A 20,669-nucleotide genomic window follows, 5' to 3' on the forward strand; every position below is an offset into this window, starting at 1 on the left:
CTTCGGCGCGCCAGGCCACACGTCGACAGTCCCGCCGCCGCACTGTGGCGAGCGTCGTGAGCGCCCTGGCCGTCGTCGGATTCGCCGGCGCCCTCATGGCCCCGACCGGTGTGGCTCTCGCACAGCCGGCGCCGGAGGAGTCCCCGGATTCCGCGTACTCTCTGGCCCTCGCCGACATGCAGGACATCACGGTCACCGTCAGCGGCGCCGCGATCACCCCGGTCGAGCGCGGCACTTTCGAGGTCTACGTCAAGCCGAAGCCGAAGCCGAAGCCCGCCCCGGTCGCGGTGAGTCCCTCGACAGGCACCGGTGGATCCTCCGGGGGATCGTCCCTGCCTCCCTACGCGGGGGGCGGCGCGCCCGCGGAATGGATGGCCGCCGCAGGGATCGCCCAGAGCGACTGGCAGTACGTCGACTACGTCGTGTCACGCGAGAGCGGCTGGAACCCGAACGCCACGAACTCGTCCTCCGGCGCGTGCGGCCTCGTCCAGGCGCTGCCCTGCAGCAAGGTGCCGGGCAACGGATACAACCCGGTCGACAACCTGCGATGGGCGACGGGATACGCCACCGGTCGCTACGGCAGCTGGGCCGGCGCGTACAACTTCTGGGTCAACAACCACTGGTGGTGAGCAGGCACGATGCCCCGCTCGCGCAGACGCCCTCCGGCGCGCCCTGAGGGCGACGACTCGTTCGATCGCCTGCTCGCCGGCTGGAAGCGCTCGGAGTCCCGCCGCGGAGCCGAATGGACCGTGCAGCCGGTCTCGGCGGTACAGGCGCAGAAGGAGTACCTCTGCCCGGGCTGCGGCCGCGGAATCGAGACCGGGACGGCGCACGTCGTCGCCTGGCGCGCGGACGGGGTTCTCGGCGACGCGGCGGATCTCGCGGCTCGTCGTCACTGGCACACACACTGTTGGAGGATGTCGTGAGCACCGAGATCAGAGGTCCGGTGGAGCTGCCGGCCCGCCGCGAGGACATCGAGCTGCGGACAGCGGACGGGCTGACCCTCGTCGGCGAGCTGGCCGTGCCGTCGGAGACTCCGCCGGTCGCGACGCTGGTGACGCTGCATCCGCTGCCCACGGCAGGCGGATTCATGGACTCCCACATCATCCGGAAGGCGGCGGCTCGGCTGCCGGCTCTCGCTGACCTGGCGGTCCTCCGATTCAACACGCGTGGGACCACGTCGCCGCGGGGGACCAGCGACGGAGCCTTCGACGGCGGCGAGGCCGAGCGCCAGGATGTCGCGGCAGCGATGGCGTTCGTCCGCGAGCGTGGGCTGCCGCGCCCGTGGCTGCTGGGGTGGTCGTTCGGCACCGAACTGGCCTTGAAGTACGGCAGGCAGCACGACATCGAGGGCGTCATCCTGCTCTCGCCGCCGCTGCACCGCGCCTCCGCGGAAGAGGTCGCTGCGTGGGCCGGGACGGACGTGCCCGTCGTCGTGCTCGTCCCCGAGTTCGATGACTATCTGCGTCCCCCGGAGGCGCGTGAGCGCTTCGCCTCGATCCCGCACGCCCGGCTGATCGCCGTGGAGGGCGGCAAGCACCTGTGGGTGGGGGAGACCCAGACGCGCCGCGTGCTGACCGAGATCGTCGGCGCGGTGAACCCGTCGGCGCTTCCTCTCGCCACCGAGTGGCCGATCGACTGAGCGCGTCGCGGCGGCTCAGAGCTCGTTCATCCGCGGGATGAGCACCTGGCGGTACAGGATCAGGATGCTGGCCGCCACCGGGATCGCGATGAGCGCGCCCAGCAGGCCGAGCAGGCTGCCGCCCGCGAGTGCCGCGACGACGACCACGGCGCCGGGCACGGACACCGCGCGACTCATGATGCGCGGCGAGATGATGTACGCCTCGATCTGCATGTAGATCAGGTAGTAGATCGCCGCAGCGATCGCCGTCCCGGGGGAGCCGAGGCCGGGGAGCAGACACACGAGGACGATGATCGTCGACCCCGTGAGGGTTCCGACGAGCGGGATCAGCGAGAAGAAGAAGGCCACGACGGCCAGCACCGCGGGGAACGGGGCCTGGATGATCGACAGGTAGATGGCGCTGAGCACGCCGTTGATGACACCCTGCGAGACCTGCCCCATGACGTAGTAGCCGACCGAGTCGGTGATCTGCTCCGCGAGATCGATGAAGCGGTCGCGCTTGGACGCCGGCGCGAGCTGGTACACCGCGCGCTTGAGCGACGGGGTGGAGGCGGTGAGGTAGATCGTCAGGATGAGGACGATGAAGGCGCCGAAGAGGCCGCTGAGGACGGCGCCACTGGCGACCAGCACTCCCTGTCCGATCGACCCGCCGATCTCGGTGAGATTGGTCGTCAGCCAATCCGTGACGTAGGTGAAGACGTCGTCGACCAGCAGGTTCGGGAAGGTGGCCTGCATCCACTCCTTGAGGTCGGGGATGAGGTTTCCCCGCTGCACGATCGCCGAGATCTGCGCGATGAGCTGCGAGATCTGGTCCACCAGGACGGGGAGGATGATCAGCACGATCCCCACGAACACCCCCAGGACGGCGAGGATCGTCACGACCACCGCGAGCCATCGGGGGAGGCGGCGGCGTTCGAGGAACGAGACAAGGGGATCCAGGCCGAGGCTCAGGAAGAGCGCCGTCCCGAGGTAGAGCAGCACCGTCGACAGCGTCTGGACGCTGCTGATCAGGAGGATGCCCAGTCCCACGCCGAGCGTCGCCACCAGCGCGGTGCGAAAGGGGTTGTGGATCTTCATGCAGCGACTCCTCGAGACCGGTGGAGCAAGGCTATCGAGGCGCAACGTCGCAGAGCCTGCGACGTGCCGGTCCAGGGTGCACTGCATGTGCTCGTGGGCAACACACAGGTGATTTCGCTAGTCTGAAATGTCGAGTGTTGCGTCGCGGGTGGATGCCTGCGATGCGTGAGGAGACTATTCGTGCGTTTCGTATGGGCCGTGGTGGCCTTCGTGCTGGCCGCGGCGCTGATCGGCGCGGGGATCGCCCAGCGCACCATCTTCGTGGGCCCCGACTCTCAGAAGACCGAGGTCGCGATCGATGAGCCGGCGCCGTTCGTGCTTCTCGACGGCGATGTGCTGCGGATCAATCCGGGGGCGCAGACGCTGATCGTCCGGGGCGACGGGGAGATCTTCGGCAGCTACGGCCGGACCGCCGACATGGAGGCCTGGCTCGCCGACTCCGACTACAACCACGTCACGGTCGACGACGACGGGGATCTGAACGTCGAGCACGTCACCGCGCCGACAGGCGAGGACGAGGCCCAGGGCGGCGACGATCCCACGACGGAAGGCACCGAGGGCGACGCCGCCGAAGAGGAGCCGACCGGGCGCGATCCGCGCGGTTCCGACCTGTGGCTCGACTCCTTCGGCGAGGAGAACCTCCTCACGGCCGACAACATGCAGCTCCCGGAGGGCACCAGCCTCCTCATCGCCTACGACGGCACGAAGGACGCTCCGGACGACATCGTCGTCTCCTGGCCGCTGGACAACTCCACGCCCTGGGCCGGCCCGCTCATGGTCGCCGGTGGTGTGGTCCTCCTGATCGGCCTCATCCTCTACGTGCTCGCCATCCGCCACCAGCGCCGCGGCCGTGGCCCGCGCCGCAAGGGCCCCGGCCCGCTGCCGGCGACCGAGCCGATCGACGTCGCGGTGCTCCCGCCGGCGGAACGCGCGGCCATCGAACAGCCGGAGACCGACGGCGCGGAGCCGCGCGGCGCGCAGAACGGCGATGGCGGGGAGATCGAAGAGGCGGAGATCGTGGACGAAGACAAGGGCACCGAGGGAAAGCGCTCCCTGCAGGCGTCCCCAGTGGGTCGGCGGCGGCGCATGCTCGCCCTCCCCGTCCTCGGACTGACCGCGATCCTCGCTGCGGGCTGCTCGGCCGATTCCTGGCCGCAGCTCGGTGACGCCTCGCCCTCGCCGTCGCCCAGCCCCACCGTGATCGCGCCGGAGAACCAGAAGCCGCCGGCCGTCACCGAGGCGCAGGCGAAGCGCATCCTCCGGACGATCTCCGACACGGTCGCTGAGGCCGACGCGGCGCTCGATCTCGACCTCGCGGCGACTCGTCTGGACGGACCGGCGCTGACGGCGCGGACGACCGAGTACGCCCTGCGGACCGCGCTCCCCGACACGCCCGTGCCCTCCGCCATCCCGACCGATGACTTCGAGGTCGTGCTTCCGGAGGCGACCGACGTCTGGCCCCGTACGGTCCTCGCGCTCACCAAGAGCAACGGCGACGACACCGTACCGCCGGTGCTGCTGACGATGACGCAGGCGGACCCCTGGTCCGACTACAAGGTGACCAACATGGCGGAGATGTCGGCCGATGCCGAGTTCCCCGCAGTGGCGGCCTCCTGGCTCGGGACCTCCATGGTGCCGGCTGACTCGGCCTTCCTCGCCCTCCCTCCCGCCGAGCTGGCAGCGGCTTTCGCCGACGTCGTCGACACGGGGGAGAAGAGCGCGTCATACGGCCTGTTCGACGATCTGTCGCTCACCTTCGCCAAGTCGATCAACGACAGCCGGCAGGCAGTGGTCCAGGCGCTGGCGGACAAGGGCGCGTCCGAGACCTCGGCGGCCGCGTTCGACATGGCTCCCACGGACGCGTCGCCCATCTCGATGACCACGCTCGACAGCGGTGCGATCGTCGCCGTGACCCTCACCGATGTCGAGTCCGTGACCCCGACCGGTTCGGACGTGGTCATCCGCTTCGGCGACAACGCCCAGGCGAAGGCGCTCACGGGAGCGACCGAATCGGCCAAGGGCATCGAGACGACGTACGAGTTCCAGCTGTTCTTCGCCGTCCCCGCACAGGGTTCGACGGAGCAGATCCGTCTCCTGGCCGCGCGCCAGGACATCGTTTCCGCGAAGGTGATCAAGTGAGCGAAATCTCTCCGGCCGCACTGCGCGGCGCTGTGGACCTGTCGAGCCTCCGCAACCGGCCGGCGCCGCAAGCCGGGGGAGCGCCCGATCCGGGCGTCGTCGACGTCGTGGTGGACGCCACCGACGAGACGTTCGGTCAGATCCTGGAGCTCTCCCGCACGGTGCCCGTGGTCGTCGACCTCTGGGCCGAGTGGTGCGGGCCGTGCAAGCAGCTCAGCCCCATCCTCGAGCAGGTCACGCGCGAGCTCGGCGGCCGGGTCCTCCTGGCCAAGGTCGACGTGGACGCGAACCCGCAGCTCGCGCAGAGCTTCCGCGCGCAGTCCATCCCGATGGTGGTGGCCCTGATCGCCGGACAGCCCGTCCCGATGTTCACGGGTGCCGTGCCCGAGCAGCAGGTGCGCGAGGTGTTCGCTCAGCTGCTGCAGGTCGCAGCGCAGAACGGCGTGACCGGGACTCTCTCCGTGGGCGAGGCGGCCGACGCGCCGAGTGCGCCGGCCGAGCCGGAGCTTCCGCCGCTGCACGCCGAGGCGTTCGCGGCCATCGAGACCGGTGACTACGCGGCGGCCATCCGTGCGTACGAGAAGGCCCTCGCCGAGAACCCCCGCGATGAGGACGCACGCGCCGGGCTGGGACAGGTCCGTCTTCTGGATCGCGTGCAGGGGCTCGATCTGCAGGAGGCTCGCGCCGCTGCAGCCGCCGATCCGCTCGACGTCCAGGCGCAGTTCGCGGTGGCCGACCTCGATCTGTCGGGCGGTCACGTGGAGGACGCGTTCGGCCGGCTGCTCGACCTGTTCGCTCAGCTGCCGTCCGACCAGCGCACGCCCGTGCGGGAGCGTCTGGTCGAGTTGTTCGGACTCATCGGCGCCGCGGACCCTCGCGTCATCGCGGCGCGCAACCGCCTCTCGTCGCTGCTGTTCTAGCAGCGCGGGTGTCTCGGTCCCGGCGCATGCCGCCGGGACCGATTCCGTTCAGCCGTGGTTGACCGTGGGCACGTGCGGCTCGGGCTGGTGACGCAGCCACAGCGTCGAGAGCGCGGGCAGCGTCACCGTCGCGATCGGGTCGCCGTTCTCCCTGCCGCGAGCGACCACCATGCCGAGGTTGCCGGCACCGCGTCCACCGTGATCTGCGGCGTCGGTGTTGAGCACCTCCTGCCACACGCCCTCGCGGGGGAGCGCCAGCTGGTGCCCCGTCTTCTCGACGCCGGCGAAGTTGCTGACCACGACGAGTCGCCCTCCGTGCGCGTCGCGCCGCTCGAAGGCGATCACGGACGGGTCCCACGCGGGTGCGCCCAGCCGATCGAAGGAGGAGCCGTCGTTGTCGCGCTCCCACAGCGGCGCCTGCGCGCGGTAGGTGCGGTTCAGTGCGCCGACGAAGTCCTGCAACTGGGCGTGTGAGGGCTGGTCCAGCAGCCACCAGTCCAGCTCGCGCCCTTCCGACCACTCCGCGAGCTGGCCGAACTCCTGGCCCATGAACAGCAGCTTCTTGCCGGGGTGGCCCCACATGTACGCGAGGTAGGCGCGGACGTTGGCCAGCTTGTGCCAGTGATCGCCCGGCATCTTGGCGAGCAGGCTGCCCTTGCCGTGGACGACCTCGTCATGGCTGATGGGCAGCAGGTAGTTCTCGCCGAACGCGTAGACGAACGAGAAGGTCATCTCGCCCTCGTGGTGCGCGCGATACAGGGGGTCGCGGACGATGTACTGAAGCGAGTCGTTCATCCAGCCCATGTTCCACTTGAACCCGAAGCCGAGGCCGGCGTGGTCGGTCGGCGCCGTCACCCCCGGGAAGCTGGTGGACTCCTCGGCGATCATCATGATCCCCGGGTGGAGACGGTAAGTGGTCGCGTTGACCTCCTGCAGGAAGCGGATCGCCTCGAGATTCTCGCGGCCGCCGTGGATGTTGGGCTCCCACTCGCCGTCCTTGCGCGAGTAGTCGAGGTACAGCATCGAGGCGACGGCGTCGACGCGGAGACCGTCGACGTGGAACTCCTGCATCCAGTACAGGGCGTTCGCCACGAGGAAGCCGCGGACCTCCGACCGTCCGTAGTCGAAGATCAGCGTGCCCCAGTCCTGATGCTCGCCGCGGCGGGGATCCGGATGCTCGTAGAGCGGCTGTCCGTCGAATCTCGCCAGCGCGAAGGCGTCCTTCGGGAAGTGGCCGGGCACCCAGTCCATGATCACGCCGATCCCGGCCTGGTGCAGTCGATCGATCAGGTACCGCAGGTCGTCCGGGCTCCCGAATCGACTGGTGGGGGCGTAGTAGCCGCTCACCTGGTATCCCCAGGAACCGCCGAACGGATGCTCGGCGAGGGGCATGAACTCGACGTGCGTGAAACCGGTGGCGGTGACGTGCTCGATGAGCGGATCCGCCAGATCGCGATACCCCAGTCCGCCTCGCCACGAGCCCACGTGCACCTCGTACACCGACAGGGGCTGGGCGACGGCGTGGGTCGCCGCTCGGCGGGTCATCCACGCGCCGTCCGACCATTCGTAGGACGAGGAGGTCACGACCGAAGCCGTGTCCGGCGGCACCTCGGCGGCGAGCGCCATCGGGTCGGCCTTCAGGATCCAGTCGCCGTTGCGCGTGCGGATCTGGTACTTGTAGCGGGTTCCGATCGGCAGGTCGGGGATGAACAGCTCCCACACGCCGCTCCCGCCGAGCGAGCGCATCGCGTGCGTCTCCCCGTTCCATCCGTTGTGATCGCCGACGACCCGCACCGCTGTCGCGTTCGGGGCCCAGACGGCGAACGAGACGCCGCGTTCCCCCTCGGATGTGTGCGGATGGGCGCCCAGGGCCTCCCAGAGACGCTCGTGCCGTCCTTCCGCGATCAGGTGCAGGTCGAGCTCCCCGAGCGTCGGAGCGTGGCGGTAGGGGTCTCCGGCGACCGTCTCGTCCTGATCGGCGTAGCGGGTGGCGATGCGGTAGGGGAGCGGCGGGCCGGCGTGCTGCGCCTCCCAGATCCCGTGGGCCACGTGGGCGAGCTCGACCCTGCTCCCGTCGCCGAAGACCGCGGCGACCTCGGCGGCGAGGGGACGGCGGGCCCTGATCAGCGTCACCGTGCGGTCAGCGGCGTCCTTGTGCGGATGCGGACCGAGCACGGAGTGCGGATCGTGATGCGTGGCCGACGCGATCGCCTCCCACGCGGTGGATGCGGCGAGTTCTTCCGTGTGGCTCATGATCGCTCCCTCACCTTCAGGATGTGCACCGGCTCGGCGAAGGCGTCGAGCCGCACGTAGTTGTGGTCGCGCCACGTCCAGACCTCGCCCGTGAGGAGGTCTTCGACCTCGAAGGCGTCCCCGAGGGGAACGCCCCAGACGGTGGTGTCGAGGTGCACCGTCGTCTCGCGGACCGAGTGCGGGTCGACGTTCGCGACGACGATGATGGTGTCCGCCCTCCCCGTGCCGGTGAAGGCCGCGTCGAGGTGCTTGCTGTACACGAGGATGGCGTCGTCGTCGCTCCAGTGCGAGCGGAAGTTGCGCAGCTGCCCCAGCGCCGGGTGTGCGCCCCGGATCTCGTTGAGCCTGCGCAGGAGCGGCGCCAGGGACTCGCCGCGCTCCTCGGCGCCCTTCCAATCGCGGAACTTGTACTCGTACTTCTCGTTGTCGATGTTCTCCTCGGAACCGGGCCGCGCCACGTTCTCGAAGAGCTCGTACCCGGCATAGACCCCGTAGACGGGACCGGCGGTGGCGGCGATACAGGCGCGGATGCGGTACGCGGCCCTGCCGCCGAACTGCAGGTACTCGGTGAGGATGTCGTGCGTGTTGACGAACAGATTCGGTCGCATGTAGTCGGCGGTCTCGTGCGACACCGACGTCAGGAACTCCTCCAGCTCGGCCTTGCTGTTGCGCCACGTGAAGTAGCTGTAGCTCTGCTGGAATCCGACGGCGGCGAGCGCACGCATCACGGCCGGACGGGTGAACGCCTCGGCGAGGAAGATCACGTCCGGATCGACGGCGCCGACCTCGCGGATGAGCCATTCCCAGAACTGCAGCGGTTTGGTGTGCGGGTTGTCGACGCGGAAGATCTTGACGCCCTGCGCGACCCAGTGCTGCACGATGCGCAGCATCTCCTCCGCGATCCCTTCCGGGTCGTTGTCGAAGTTGAGCGGGTAGATGTCCTGGTACTTCTTCGGTGGGTTCTCGGCGTAGGCGATCGAGCCGTCGGGGAGGGTCGTGAACCATTCCGGATGCTCGGCCACCCACGGGTGATCCGGCGAGGCCTGCAGGGCGAGGTCCAGGGCGACCTCGAGCCCTTCCTTCCTGGCTGCGCGCACGAAGAAGCGGAAATCCTGCTCCGTGCCGAGATCGGGGTGGATCGCGTCGTGCCCGCCCTCGGCCGCGCCGATCGCGTACGGCGAGCCCGGGTCTCCGGCCTCGGCGACGAGCGTGTTGTTGCGGCCCTTCCGATTGGTCGTGCCGATCGGGTGGACGGGGACGAGATAGATCACGTCGAAGCCCATCGCCGCGACCTCGGGCAGACGTCGCGCGGCGGTCCGGAAGGTCCCGCTCCTGACGCTGCCGTCCTTGAGGCGGCGCGCCCCCTCGGAGCGGGGGAAGAACTCGTACCATGCCCCGACTCCGGCGGCGCGGCGGTCGACGTGCAGGGAGTGCTCGACCGACGCGGAACGGAGCGTGGTCACCGGCCGGTCACGGAAGAGCCGGGCGAGCTCGGCATCCGTCGACATCGCGAGAGTCATGGTCCCGTCGTCGGTGCGCAACTGCGCCGAGATCGCGAGAAGCCGCTTCCGCTCCGCCGCGGGACGGTCCTTCTCCGCGGCGGCGCGTGCGAGCAGATCCGCGCCGAGCGCGGCCATCACCGGCACGTCGACGCCCGCCGCGACCTTCAGCTCCGCGGCGTGCGCCCAGGTCGCGAAGTCGTCGGAGAACGCTTCGAAGCGGAATCCCCAGGTTCCCTGCTCGTCGAGGGCGATGGCGGCCGCCCACGTGTCGGTCCCGTCGGCTCGCGGCGTCAGCCTGTGCAGGCTGCTCTCGCCCGACGGAGACGTCAGACGCAGGTGCACGCCGATCGCATCGTGTCCTTCGCGGAACGAGACGACACGGAACGGCACGACCTCGCCGACGAAGGCCTTCGGCACGAACCCGCCGGGAACGGAGGGCGACGGGTCGAGCAGCGGGAGCCGCGTCGTGCGCAGATCTCCCGGCAGGTCGGCTTCGCCGAGCGCGCGCATCGGGATCTGAGCGGGGCTCCGAAGAGCCGGGGACCGGGTACCAGCACGTGCAGACACATCCCGAATGTACCGCGCGGACCCGGTGGCGGGTAGCGCGCCGCGTGGTGCGTCGGCGGCGCGCGTCATTCGACGCGGAACAGCCTCATCGAGGTCCCAGAGACCGGGAGCACGTCTCCCGGCGCGAAGACCTCCTGCTCCTCGGAGGGACGCTCCTGAGCGCTCGACCACAGTGACACGAAGCGCGTCGCCCCCTCGATCTCCTCGGGCAGGCGGACGTCGATGGGCGACTCCGTCCCGTGCACGATGAGCAGGATCCGGTTGTACGCCTCGGTCTCGGGCGTGGACGCCGCGACGTACTGGAGCGTGCGGTTGCCGGGGTCGGTCCACTGGTGTGCTTCCATCGTCTCGCCGTTCTGGTCGTACCAGTCCATGACGGAGGCGCCGGGGATGTGCTCGCCCAGCCGGGCGTAGCGGGTCGGCCGCAGTGCCGGGTTCTCCTCGCGGAGGCGGATCAGGCGGGCGACGTGCGCACGCAGGTCCTCCTGCCACGGTTCGAAGTCCCAGGCGAGCCAGGTGAGCGCCGAGTCCTGCGCGTAGGCGTTGTTGTTCCCCTTCTGGGTCCGCCCGACCTCATCGCCCGCGGTGAGCATGGGGATCCCGGCGGAGAGCAGCAAGGTGCCGAGGAGGTTGCGCATCGCCTTGCGCCGGGCAGCGAGGATCGCGGGATCGTCGGTCGGCCCCTCGATGCCGTGGTTGAACGCGCGGTTCGTGTCCGCACCGTCGCGGTTGTGCTCGCCGTTGGCCTCGTTGTGCTTGACGTCGTACGACACGAGGTCGTGGAGAGTGAAGCCGTCATGGGCCGTGACGAAGTTGACGCTCGCCAGCGGCCCCCTGTCCTCGCTGAACGTGTTCGAGGAGCCGGCGAGACGCGTCGCGAATCCGCCGATGCCGACCGGGGCGGACGCTCGCCGCGCGTAGTCGATGTCGCTCAGCCAGAAGTTGCGCACGCGGTCGCGGTAGCGGTCGTTCCACTCGTGCCAGCCCGCAGGGAAGTTCCCGGTCTGCCAGCCGCCGAGGCCGACGTCCCACGGCTCGGCGATGAGCTTCGTGTCAGCGAGGGCCGGGTCGCTCGCGATGGCCGTGAGCAGCGGATGCTCCGGCGTGTAGGTGTGCGACTCGTCCCTGGCGATCGCTGTGGCGAGGTCGAAGCGGAAGCCGTCGATCTGCATCTCCTGCGCCCAGTATCGGAGGGAGTCGAGCACGAGACGAGCGCCGGCGGCCGTGGCCGTGTTCAGCGTGTTCCCGCATCCGGTCGTGTCGATGTACACGCCGGACGCGTCCTGACGGTAGTACTTCGCGTTGTCGATACCGCGCAGACTCGAGCGCGGTCCGCCGATGCCCTCTTCCGATGTGTGGTTGTAGACCACGTCGAGGATCACCTCGAGACCGGCCTCGTGCAGCAGCCGGACCATGCCCTTGAACTCGGACAGCACCGCCTCCGGCCCCTCCTTCCGGGCGTCCTCCGTCGCGTAGGCCGTGTGCGGTGTGAAGAAGTTGAGGGTGTTGTACCCCCAGTAGTTGGTGAGTCCGCGTTCGAGCAGACGGGGCTCCGGCACGAACGCCTGGATGGGGAGCAGCTCGATGGAGGTGACGCCCAGCGAGTGGAAGTGCTCGATCATCGCGGGGTGGGCGAGGCCCGCGTACGTGCCGTGCAGCGCAGGCGGCACATCGGGGTGCCGCTTCGTGAGCCCCTTGAGGTGCCCCTCGTAGATGACCGTCCTGTCCAGCGGGACGCGGGGCTTGCGCGAGTCGCCCCAGTCGAACCCGTCGACGATGACGACCGAGCGCCATTCCTCGTATCCGTCGCCCTGGGCGAGGCCCCGCGCGTACGGGTCGAGCAGCAGCGTCTCCGGGTTGAAGGTGTTTCCCGGCCCGTGCGGACCGCCGACCCGGATGGCGTAGCGCACACCGGGCTGGAGCAGCGGCGTCGTGACCTCCCAGATGCCCCCGGGCCGGCGCTCGAGGGGCAGCTCGTCGGTCGCCCAGTCGAGGTCCGTGGTGTCGAAGACGACCAGCTCGACGGAGGCCGCGTTCTGGGACCAGACGCGCAGGGTGCCGACTCCGTCGTGCAGGCGGACGCCGAGGTTGTCGAGGTCGGAGCCGCCGGGGACGATGAGGTCTCGGGACGCAGGCATGAATACACCCTAGGCGTGATGTGTTGCCGTCTCATGACAGGTCGGACCCGGTTCCACCCCGGCGCCCCCGGCGGGGTCCTTTTCGCGAGAGAATCGAGGGATGCGGCACTACCTCGACCATGCGGCGACCGCGCCGCTGCGCCCGGAGGCGCGGGACGCGTGGCTGCGCGCGACCGAGACGGTCGGCAACGCCTCGTCCACGCACGGTGCAGGCCAGGACGCGCGGCGACTGCTGGAGGAGTCGCGCGAGCGTGCCGCGGCCGTCCTGGGCGCCGACCCGATCGAGATCGTCTTCACCTCCGGCGGCACGGAGTCGATCAACCTCGCGCTGCAGGGGATGTGGCACGCCCGCGCCGAAGGCACGACGGACATCGTGCTGCCGGACGGCGAGCACCACGCCACGATGGACACCGTCGCCGCCCTGGCCGAGGAGGGAGCCGGTGTCCGCAGGGTCACGCTGTCGCCGCTCGCGCGCATCGACCCCCGGGCGTTCGGCGAGCAGCTTCCCGGCGCGGCGCTGGCGACCGCGCTCGTCGCGAACAATGAGGCCGGCACCGTCAACGATGCCGCCGGGATGGCGGAAGAGGCCGCCGCGGCAGGAGTCCCCCTGCACCTGGATGCCGTGGCCGCCCTCGGGCATGTGCCGGTGTCGTTCCGGGGATGGCGTGCCGACGCCGCTCCCGGCACGGGACTCGTCGCGCTGAGCGTCGCTGGCCACAAGATCGGAGCGCCCGTCGGAGTCGGCGCGCTGGTCGCAGCGCGGACGGCGCGGTTGACGGCGCTGCTGCGCGGAGGCGCGCAGCAGCGCGGACTCCGCGCCGGCACGCAGGACGTGGCCGGGGCCGCCGCGTTCGCAACGGCTCTGGAGCTCGCCGAAGCGGAACGGGAGGAGGAGGCGCGTCGCCTCCGCCTGCTCCGCGACCGTCTCGTCGCCGGTGTCCGATCCGCCGTCCCCGCCGCCGAACTCCTGGGGGATCCGCACGACCGTCTTCCCGGGAACGCGCACCTGCTCTTCCCCGGGGCGGTGGGCGAGAGCCTCCTGTTCCTCCTGGACGTCGCCGGCGTCTCCGCATCGACGGGGTCGGCCTGTCAGGCGGGTGTGGCCGAGCCCTCGCACGTGGTCATGGCGATGGGGCGCGACGAGCAGGACGCCAGGAGCGTGCTGCGGTTCTCCCTCGGCCGCACGTCGACGGACGACGATGTGGACGCCGTGCTCGCCGTCATCGCCGACGCCTACGCGCGGGCATCCGGCGCCGGCACAGCTGCACGCTCGTAGACTGGTGCCATGCGGATCCTTGCGGCCATGAGCGGTGGCGTCGACTCGGCCGTCGCAGCCGCCAGGGCTGTCGAGGCCGGACACGACGTCGTCGGCGTGCACCTCGCGCTCTCCCGCGCCGGGGGGACGCTGCGCACCGGGAGCCGCGGGTGCTGCACCATCGAGGATGCGCTCGACGCCAGACGCGCCGCCGACGTGCTCGGCATCCCGTTCTACGTCTGGGACTTCTCGGAGCGGTTCCGCGACGACGTGATCGACGATTTCATCGCGGAGTACCAGGCGGGGCGCACCCCGAACCCGTGCATGCGCTGCAACGAGAAGATCAAGTTCGCCGCTCTGCTGGAGCGTGCCGTCGAGCTCGGCTTCGACGCCGTGTGCACAGGTCACTACGCGACCCTGGTCGACGGTGCCGACGGGCTCGAGCTGCATCGCGCATCCGACAACGCCAAGGACCAGTCCTACGTGCTCGGCGTCCTCACCGCGGAGCAGCTCGCCCACACGTACTTCCCGCTCGGCACCACGCCGTCGAAGGCGCTCGTGCGCGCCGAAGCCGAGGCGCGGGGCCTCAGCGTCGCTCAGAAGCCCGACAGCCACGACATCTGCTTCATCCCGGACGGCGACACCCGCGGCTGGCTCGCCGAGAAGGTCGGCACCGCCACGGGCGACATCGTGGACCGCTCGGGCGAGGTCGTCGGCTCGCACGAGGGCGCGCACGCCTTCACCGTCGGGCAGCGCCGCGGCCTCAAGCTCGGCGTCCCCGCCGCGGACGGCAAGCCGCGCTTCGTTCTCGAGGTGCGTCCCGTCTCGAACACCGTCGTGGTCGGCCCGAAGGAGGCGCTGGCGATCGCCGAGATCGCGGGGGAGCGCTTCAGCTGGGCGGGTGCGGCGCCCGTCGACTCGTCCTTCGACTGCCACGTGCAGATCCGCGCCCATGCCGAACCCGTCGCGGCGACGGCCGAGCTCACGGACCGGGGCGTCCGCGTGACGCCAGAGGTGCCGCTCGACGGCGTCGCGCCGGGACAGACCGCTGTCCTGTACATCGGCACGCGCGTCCTCGGACAGTTCACGATCGACACCACGGTGTCGGCCGTCCCCGTCGGCGCGTAGATCCCGCGCGGTGTCGGTGCCCGCTCGTAGACTGACGGGGTGCCGGAGAACATCTCGCTGGAAGACGCCCGAACCGAAGCCGAGGAGCTGACCACTCGCATCCTCGAGGCCAAGGAGGCCTACTACGGCCGCGACACCTCAGTGGTCGACGACTTCACCTACGACGGATGGATGCACCGGCTCGAAGAGCTCGAACGCCTGCACCCCGAGCTGCAGGGCCAGGACTCTCCGACGCAGATGGTGGGCGCCGCCGAGGCGACCGGGCTCGCGACGATCGAGCACGCCGAGCGCATGCTCAGCCTCGACAACGTGTTCTCCGTCGACGAGCTCCGAGAGTGGGCCGCGAAGACCAGAGCCGCCTCCGGCCGCGAGGTCGCCTGGCTGACCGAGCTGAAGATCGACGGACTCGCGATCAACCTGCGGTACGAGAACGGCGTGCTGACCTCGGCGGCCACCCGCGGCGACGGCCGCGTCGGCGAGATCGTGACCGAGAACGCCCTGCGGCTGCCGGAGATCCCCGCTCGACTGGTCGGCGAAGGGCACCCGCCCATCGTCGAGGTCCGCGGTGAGGTGTTCATCCCGGTGGCCGCGTTCGAGCGTCTCAATGCGGCGCAGGCTGATTTCCGTGAGCGCGCCTATGCGGATGCGCTGGCGAGGTGGGAAGCGCGCGGTGGGGTGAAAAAGCCCTTCGATGAGGAGAAGGCGCGGACGGCGGCCGCGCGCCGCTTCCCGGCCTTCGCGAATCCGCGCAACGCGGCCAGTGGCGGCCTGCGGCAGCAGATCGACAAGAAGAACGGGCTGGAGCTGGAGGCGGGGCTGCTGCGGATCGAGTCGCTCGCGCTCTACGTGCACGGCATCGGGGCCTGGCCGAACCCGCCGGTCGCGGCGCAGAGCGAGGTCTACGAGCTGCTGGCCGAATGGGGCCTGCCCACGAGTCCGCACACCAGGGTGTGCCGCACGATCGACGAGGTGGTCGACTTCGTGGAGTACTTCGGCGAACACCGCCACGACATCGAGCACGAGCTCGACGGCATCGTCGTCAAGGTCGACGAGCTCGAGCTGCACGACGAGCTCGGGGCCACGAGCCGGGCTCCGCGCTGGGCGATCGCCTACAAGTACCCGCCAGAGGAGGTGCAGACGAAGCTCCTCGACATCGTCGTCTCCGTGGGGCGGACGGGCAGAGCCACTCCGTTCGCGGTCATGGCACCCGCACACGTCGCCGGGAGCGTCGTCCGGCAGGCGACGCTGCACAACAAGGACGTCGTGAAGGCGAAGGGCGTGCTCATCGGCGACACCGTCGTGCTGCGCAAGGCGGGCGACGTCATCCCCGAGGTTCTCGGCCCGGTCGTCGAGAAGCGCGACGGCACCGAGCGCGAGTTCGTGATGCCGGCGGACTGCCCGGAGTGCGGCACCCCGTTGCGCGCGATGAAGGAGGGCGACATCGATCTGCGCTGTCCGAACGCCCGCTCCTGCCCTGCGCAGGTCCGCGGACGGGTGGAGCACATCGGTTCGCGCGGCGCGCTCGACGTGGAGGCGCTGGGCGAGGTCACCGCAGCGGCGCTGACGCAGCCGACGTCTCCCGCGGTTCCTCCGCTGGAGACGGAGGCCGGGCTCTTCGCCCTCACGGTGGACGAGCTGGTGCCGATCGAGGTCGTCGTCCGCGATGCCGAGACCGGGCTGCCGAAGGAGGATGACGACGGCCTCGTGAAGACCCGTGCGCCCTTCCGACGCAACCCCACCGCCGCCGAGAAGAAGTCGGGGCTGGAGGGGCCGCAGCCCTCATCGCAGGCACTCACGCTGATCGCGGAGCTCGAGAAGGCGAAGACGAAGGACCTGTGGCGACTGCTCGTGTCGCTGAACATCCGGCATGTCGGCCCCGTCGCCGCGCGAGCGCTGGCGCAGTGGTTCGGTTCGCTCGACGCGATCCGCGCCGCCTCACGGGAGGAGCTCGCCGCGGTCGAGGGAGTCGGCGGCATCATCGCCGACTCGCTGCTGGCCTGGTTCGAGGTCGACTGGCATCAGGAGATCGTGCAGCGCTGGACCGACGCGGGCGTGCAGTGGGCGACGCCCGGTCACCCGGGCCCGGGCGCGGCGGTCCCCGCGGGCGGCGTGCTCGAGGGGCTGACGGTCGTCGCGACCGGCTCTCTGGACGGCTACACCCGCGACGGCGCACAGGAGGCGATCATCCAGGCCGGAGGGAAGGCGGCGTCGAGCGTGTCGAAGAAGACCGACTTCGTGGCCGCCGGCCCCGGCGCGGGGTCCAAGCTCGCGAAAGCCGAGGAACTCGGGATCCGGATCCTCGACGCCGCACAGTTCCACATCCTCGTCACGGAGGGACCGGAGGCTCTGGCCCCTGTGGGCGAGAGCTCCTGACGCGGGCGGCCACCGCCCACTTCGACGACCGAGCCGCGCGGCGGACGATGGGGCGTCCTTCCGCGCGGCTCCGCGATCAGTTCTTGTGCCGGGGCTTCCGGAACGGCTTCTCGTCCCGGTCTCCGCGGGCGTACCGGTCGTCATCGTTCCGGCGTGCGGGTCGCTCGTAGCGGTCGCCGCGACCGCCGTCGCGAGGTCCGCCGGTGCGACGGGCGCCGCTGGGGCCGCGATCGGGCTTGATCTCGATGAGGCGACCGGAGATCCGGGTGTCCCGCAGCTTCTCGAGCACGGCGGGGTCGAGGTTCGCGGGGAGCTCGACGATCGAGAAGTCGGGGCGGATGTTGATGGCGCCGAAGTCGTCGCGGCCGAGGCCGCCTTCATTGGCGAGAGCGCCGACGATCTGACGAGGTTCGACCCGATGCCGGCGGCCGACCTCGATGCGGTATGCGGCGTAGTCGCCGCGCCCCCGACGCTCGGTGCGGGGTTCCCGCGGCTCCCGTGTCGCGCGCTCGCGCGGCGGACGGTTGTCGGCCTCCACGGCCTTGGAGAGCGGATCGTTCGCCGGGTCGAGCAGCAGGGGAGTGTCGCCCTGCGCCACCACGGCGAGCGCCGCCGCCACATCCGCCTCGGGGACGTCGTGATGACGCACATAGTGCGCGACGATGTCACGGAACGCCTCGATGCGGGTCGTCTCGGACAGCGCCGTCGTGATGGCGTCGTCGAAGCGGTTCAGACGCGTGGTGTTGACGTCTTCCGTGCTCGGCAGCTGCATCTGCGTGGGCTGCTGACGCGTCGCCTTCTCGATGTGCTTGAGGAGGTAGCGCTCGCGCGGCGTGATGAAGCTGATCGCGTCTCCGGAGCGCCCTGCGCGGCCGGTGCGGCCGATGCGGTGCACGTACGACTCGGTGTCGGTGGGGATGTCGAAGTTCACGACGTGGCTGATGCGCTCCACGTCCAGCCCGCGGGCCGCGACGTCGGTCGCGACGAGGATGTCGAGCTTTCCGTCCTTGAGCTGGTTGACGCTGCGCTCCCGCTGCACCTGAGGGACGTCGCCGTTGATCGCGGCTGCGGAGTATCCGCGGGCGCGCAGCTTCTCGGCCAGCGTCTCGGTCTCGTTCTTCGTGCGGACGAAGACGATCATCCCGTCGAAGTTCTCCACCTCGAGGATGCGGGTGAGCGCATCGACCTTCTGCGCGTACGAGACCACGAGGTACCGCTGGGTGATGTTCGTGCCCGTCGCGGTCTTCGACTTGATGCTGATCTCCTCCGGCTCGCGCAGGTACTTCTGCGCGAGGCGGCGGATCTGCGGCGGCATCGTCGCCGAGAACAGCGCGACCTGCTTCTCCTCGGGCGTCTGGGCGAGGATCTGCTCCACATCTTCCGCGAAGCCCATCTTCAGCATCTCGTCGGCCTCGTCGAGGACGAGGTACTGCAGCTGCGAGAGGTCCAGGGTGCCCTTGGCGAGGTGGTCCATGATCCGGCCCGGGGTGCCGACGATGACGTGGACCCCGCGACGCAGAGCAGACAGCTGCACGCCGTAGCCCTGGCCGCCGTAGACGGGGAGGACGTGGACGCCCTTCATCTTCGAGGCGTACGACTCGAACGCCTCGCACACCTGCAGCGCGAGTTCGCGGGTCGGGGCGAGCACGAGTGCCTGCGGGGTCTTCTGCGACACGTCGAGGCGCTCGAGCACGGGCAGGGCGAACGCGGCGGTCTTGCCGGTTCCGGTCTGGGCCATGCCGACGACGTCGCGGCCGGAGAGCAGCGTCGGGATGGTCGCCGCCTGGATGGGGGACGGGGTCTCGTAGCCGAGGTCCTTGATGGCTTTGAGGACGGGCCCGGTGATGCCGAGCTCCTCGAATCCGGGGGTTGCGGGGGATTCCTCGGGGGCGTCGGTCAGCACTGCATCTTCAGGGGTCACTTCCCAAGGGTAGCGCGCGGCGGCACCCGCTGTCTGTGAGGGGAGGCTCAGGCGCCGGTCGTCAGAGCGGTCAGCCGCTCCTTGACCTGACGGCGGAGCACCTTCCCGATCAGCGAGGTGGGCAGCTCGTCGACCACGAAGACGCGACGCGGCACCTTGTACGGCGTGAGGATGCTGCGAGCGAACTCGCGGATCGCCTCGACATCGATCTCGGTGCCCGGTTCGACCACGATCGCCGCGACGACCTCTTCGCCGGAGTGCTCGCTCGGCAGGCCCACCACGGCCGCGTCCACGACCTGCGGGTGCTGTCGGAGCGCGTTCTCGACCTCGGTGGGGGCGACGTTGAAGCCGCCGGTGATGATGAGCTCCTTGATGCGATCGACGATGCGGACGAAGCCGGCGTCGTCGATCGTCACGATGTCCCCGGTGCGATACCAGCCGTCCGCGAACACCGACTCGGTCTCCTCCGGCTTGCCGTAGTAGCCGGAGAACACCTGCGGGCCGCGGACGACGAGCTCGCCGGCCGATCCCGCCGGGACGTCCTGTGTGGGGTTGTCCGGATCGACGACTCGGCATTCGGTGCCGGGCAGCGGCAGTCCCACGGTGCCGGGCACCCGGTTGTCGGCGACCGGGTTGGCCATGAGCACCGGTGAGCATTCGCTCAATCCGTAGCCTTCGACGAGGAAGCCGTTCGTCGCCTTCTCGAAGGGCACGACCAGCTCGTGAGGCAGCGCCATGGCGCCGGAGATCGCGACCTCGATGCCGTCGAGGGAGACGCCCTTCGCGTCGGCCGCGGTCAGCAGGCGGTCGGCGATCGGCGGAACGAGAGGAAGGAAGGTCGCCGGGTGCTTCTTCACGACGTCGAGGACCAGGTCGGGGTCGAACTTCGGGAACAGGACCAGCCGCGCGCCCATCGACATGGCGAAGGTGAGGCAGAGCGTGAGCCCGTAGGCGTGGAACATCGGCAGCACCGCGTACACCACGCAGCCCTTGCCGCGCTGGATCGAGGGGACCCACGCCTGTGCCTGCGCCGCGTTCGCGAGCAGGTTCCGGTGCGTCAGGGCAGCACCCTTCGGCGTGCCCGTCGTCCCGGAGGTGTACTGGATGATCGCGAGGTCATCGGTGGCGGGCTTCGGGTGCGTCGAGGGCAGCGGTGCGGTCCCGAGCAGGGAGTCCCACACCACGGTGCCGCGGACCTTCTCCGTCAGAGCCGCGCGCGACTCCCGCGCCTTCGCCACCGGGAGCCGGAGTGCGAACCGGGTGAGCGCCGGCATGGCACGGGTGACATCGACCGACACGAGATTCGTCACGGTGAGGTCGGCGGGGAAGTCCTGCACGGTGGAGACGACCTTGTTCCAGACGATCGCGTGCTTCGCTCCGTGATCCTCGAACTGCTTGCGGAGCTCCCGAGGGGTGTAGAGCGGGTTGTGCTCGACGACGACGGCGCCGAGACGGAGCACGGCGTAGAACGCGACGATGTGCTGCGGGCAGTTGGGCAGCACGATCGCGACCGGATCGCCCGCGCGGACGCCGAGGTCGCGCAGCCCGGCGGCGGCGCGATCGATGGCCGCCTGCAGCTGTGCGTAGGTCGTCTCCCTGCCGAAGAACTGCAGGGCGGGAGCATCGGGATAGTCCCGTGCGGATGCGGCGACGATGTCGACCAGCGACCCCTCGACAGGGGGAAGGTCTTCCGGAACTCCGGCGGCATAGCTGGCGATCCACGGGCGAGGGGGCTGGAACGTGCTCACCCGCCC

At 70.0% G+C, this 20,669-nt stretch carries 14 protein-coding genes; 8 read left to right on the forward strand and 6 right to left on the reverse strand.

Annotation, left to right across the window (positions count from 1 at the left end; genetic code table 11):
• Positions 1–56: 56 nt before the first annotated feature.
• Genes F6A08_RS10845 through F6A08_RS10855 form a run of 3 tightly spaced genes read left to right on the forward strand, consistent with a single transcriptional unit; the run spans position 57 to position 1,642 of the window.
• The gene (locus tag F6A08_RS10845; protein WP_151459443.1) at positions 57–629 is read left to right on the forward strand and encodes an aggregation-promoting factor C-terminal-like domain-containing protein; all 573 of its coding nucleotides are present in this window, start codon (positions 57–59) and stop codon (positions 627–629) included.
• A gap of 9 nt (positions 630–638) precedes the next feature.
• A complete protein-coding gene (locus F6A08_RS10850; RefSeq protein ID WP_017202022.1) occupies positions 639–926 on the forward strand; it encodes a hypothetical protein in 288 nt (95 codons plus the stop codon).
• Positions 923–1,642 carry an alpha/beta hydrolase gene (locus tag F6A08_RS10855; RefSeq protein WP_017202023.1) on the forward strand — a complete coding sequence of 240 codons (720 nt, stop codon included), beginning with the start codon at positions 923–925 and terminating at the stop codon, positions 1,640–1,642. Before F6A08_RS10850 ends, F6A08_RS10855 begins: the two co-directional genes overlap by 4 nt.
• 15 nt (positions 1,643–1,657) lie before the next feature.
• Here the strand turns inward: F6A08_RS10855 and F6A08_RS10860 are convergent, their stop codons facing one another.
• Complete coding sequence (locus tag F6A08_RS10860; RefSeq protein WP_017202024.1) at positions 1,658–2,719, reverse strand: AI-2E family transporter; 1,062 nt, start codon at positions 2,717–2,719, stop codon at positions 1,658–1,660.
• A gap of 180 nt (positions 2,720–2,899) precedes the next feature.
• Here F6A08_RS10860 and F6A08_RS10865 point away from each other — a divergent pair, with 180 nt between their 5' ends.
• Positions 2,900–4,858, forward strand: coding sequence for a DUF8094 domain-containing protein (locus F6A08_RS10865; protein WP_151459444.1), 1,959 nt, complete (start codon positions 2,900–2,902; stop codon positions 4,856–4,858).
• Positions 4,855–5,778 carry a tetratricopeptide repeat protein gene (locus tag F6A08_RS10870; protein ID WP_026049701.1) on the forward strand — a complete coding sequence of 308 codons (924 nt, stop codon included), beginning with the start codon at positions 4,855–4,857 and terminating at the stop codon, positions 5,776–5,778. Before F6A08_RS10865 ends, F6A08_RS10870 begins: the two co-directional genes overlap by 4 nt.
• 48 nt (positions 5,779–5,826) lie before the next feature.
• On the opposite strand, the gene glgB is transcribed toward F6A08_RS10870, so the two are convergent.
• The 3 genes from glgB to glgX form a co-directional block, all read right to left on the reverse strand.
• Positions 5,827–8,031: a 1,4-alpha-glucan branching protein GlgB gene (gene glgB, locus F6A08_RS10875; protein WP_151459445.1), complete on the reverse strand. Its 2,205-nt coding sequence runs from the start codon at positions 8,029–8,031 to the stop codon at positions 5,827–5,829.
• Entirely contained in the window at positions 8,028–10,043 is a 2,016-nt protein-coding gene (locus F6A08_RS10880; protein WP_192576751.1) for an alpha-1,4-glucan--maltose-1-phosphate maltosyltransferase, read from the reverse strand. The genes glgB and F6A08_RS10880 overlap by 4 nt, the downstream gene beginning before the upstream one ends.
• A 122-nt stretch (positions 10,044–10,165) precedes the next feature.
• Positions 10,166–12,238, reverse strand: coding sequence for a glycogen debranching protein GlgX (glgX, locus tag F6A08_RS10885; protein WP_151459446.1), 2,073 nt, complete (start codon positions 12,236–12,238; stop codon positions 10,166–10,168).
• 100 nt (positions 12,239–12,338) lie between these two features.
• Here glgX and F6A08_RS10890 point away from each other — a divergent pair, with 100 nt between their 5' ends.
• The 3 genes from F6A08_RS10890 to ligA are packed head-to-tail and all read left to right on the forward strand — an operon-like array spanning position 12,339 to position 16,994.
• Positions 12,339–13,514: a cysteine desulfurase family protein gene (locus tag F6A08_RS10890; protein WP_151459447.1), complete on the forward strand. Its 1,176-nt coding sequence runs from the start codon at positions 12,339–12,341 to the stop codon at positions 13,512–13,514.
• A 9-nt stretch (positions 13,515–13,523) separates the two neighbouring features.
• Positions 13,524–14,621 carry a tRNA 2-thiouridine(34) synthase MnmA gene (gene mnmA, locus F6A08_RS10895; protein ID WP_151459448.1) on the forward strand — a complete coding sequence of 366 codons (1,098 nt, stop codon included), beginning with the start codon at positions 13,524–13,526 and terminating at the stop codon, positions 14,619–14,621.
• A gap of 39 nt (positions 14,622–14,660) precedes the next feature.
• The gene (ligA, locus tag F6A08_RS10900; protein ID WP_151459449.1) at positions 14,661–16,994 is read left to right on the forward strand and encodes an NAD-dependent DNA ligase LigA; all 2,334 of its coding nucleotides are present in this window, start codon (positions 14,661–14,663) and stop codon (positions 16,992–16,994) included.
• Between the two features lie 76 nt (positions 16,995–17,070).
• Here the strand turns inward: ligA and F6A08_RS10905 are convergent, their stop codons facing one another.
• Entirely contained in the window at positions 17,071–18,915 is a 1,845-nt protein-coding gene (locus F6A08_RS10905; protein WP_420846038.1) for a DEAD/DEAH box helicase, read from the reverse strand.
• A gap of 47 nt (positions 18,916–18,962) precedes the next feature.
• Complete coding sequence (locus tag F6A08_RS10910) at positions 18,963–20,663, reverse strand: long-chain-fatty-acid--CoA ligase (protein WP_151459450.1); 1,701 nt, start codon at positions 20,661–20,663, stop codon at positions 18,963–18,965.
• Positions 20,664–20,669: the final 6 nt, after the last annotated feature.

Origin of the sequence: Microbacterium algeriense, from assembly GCF_008868005.1 — a bacterium.
Lineage (GTDB): Bacteria > Actinomycetota > Actinomycetes > Actinomycetales > Microbacteriaceae > Microbacterium > Microbacterium algeriense.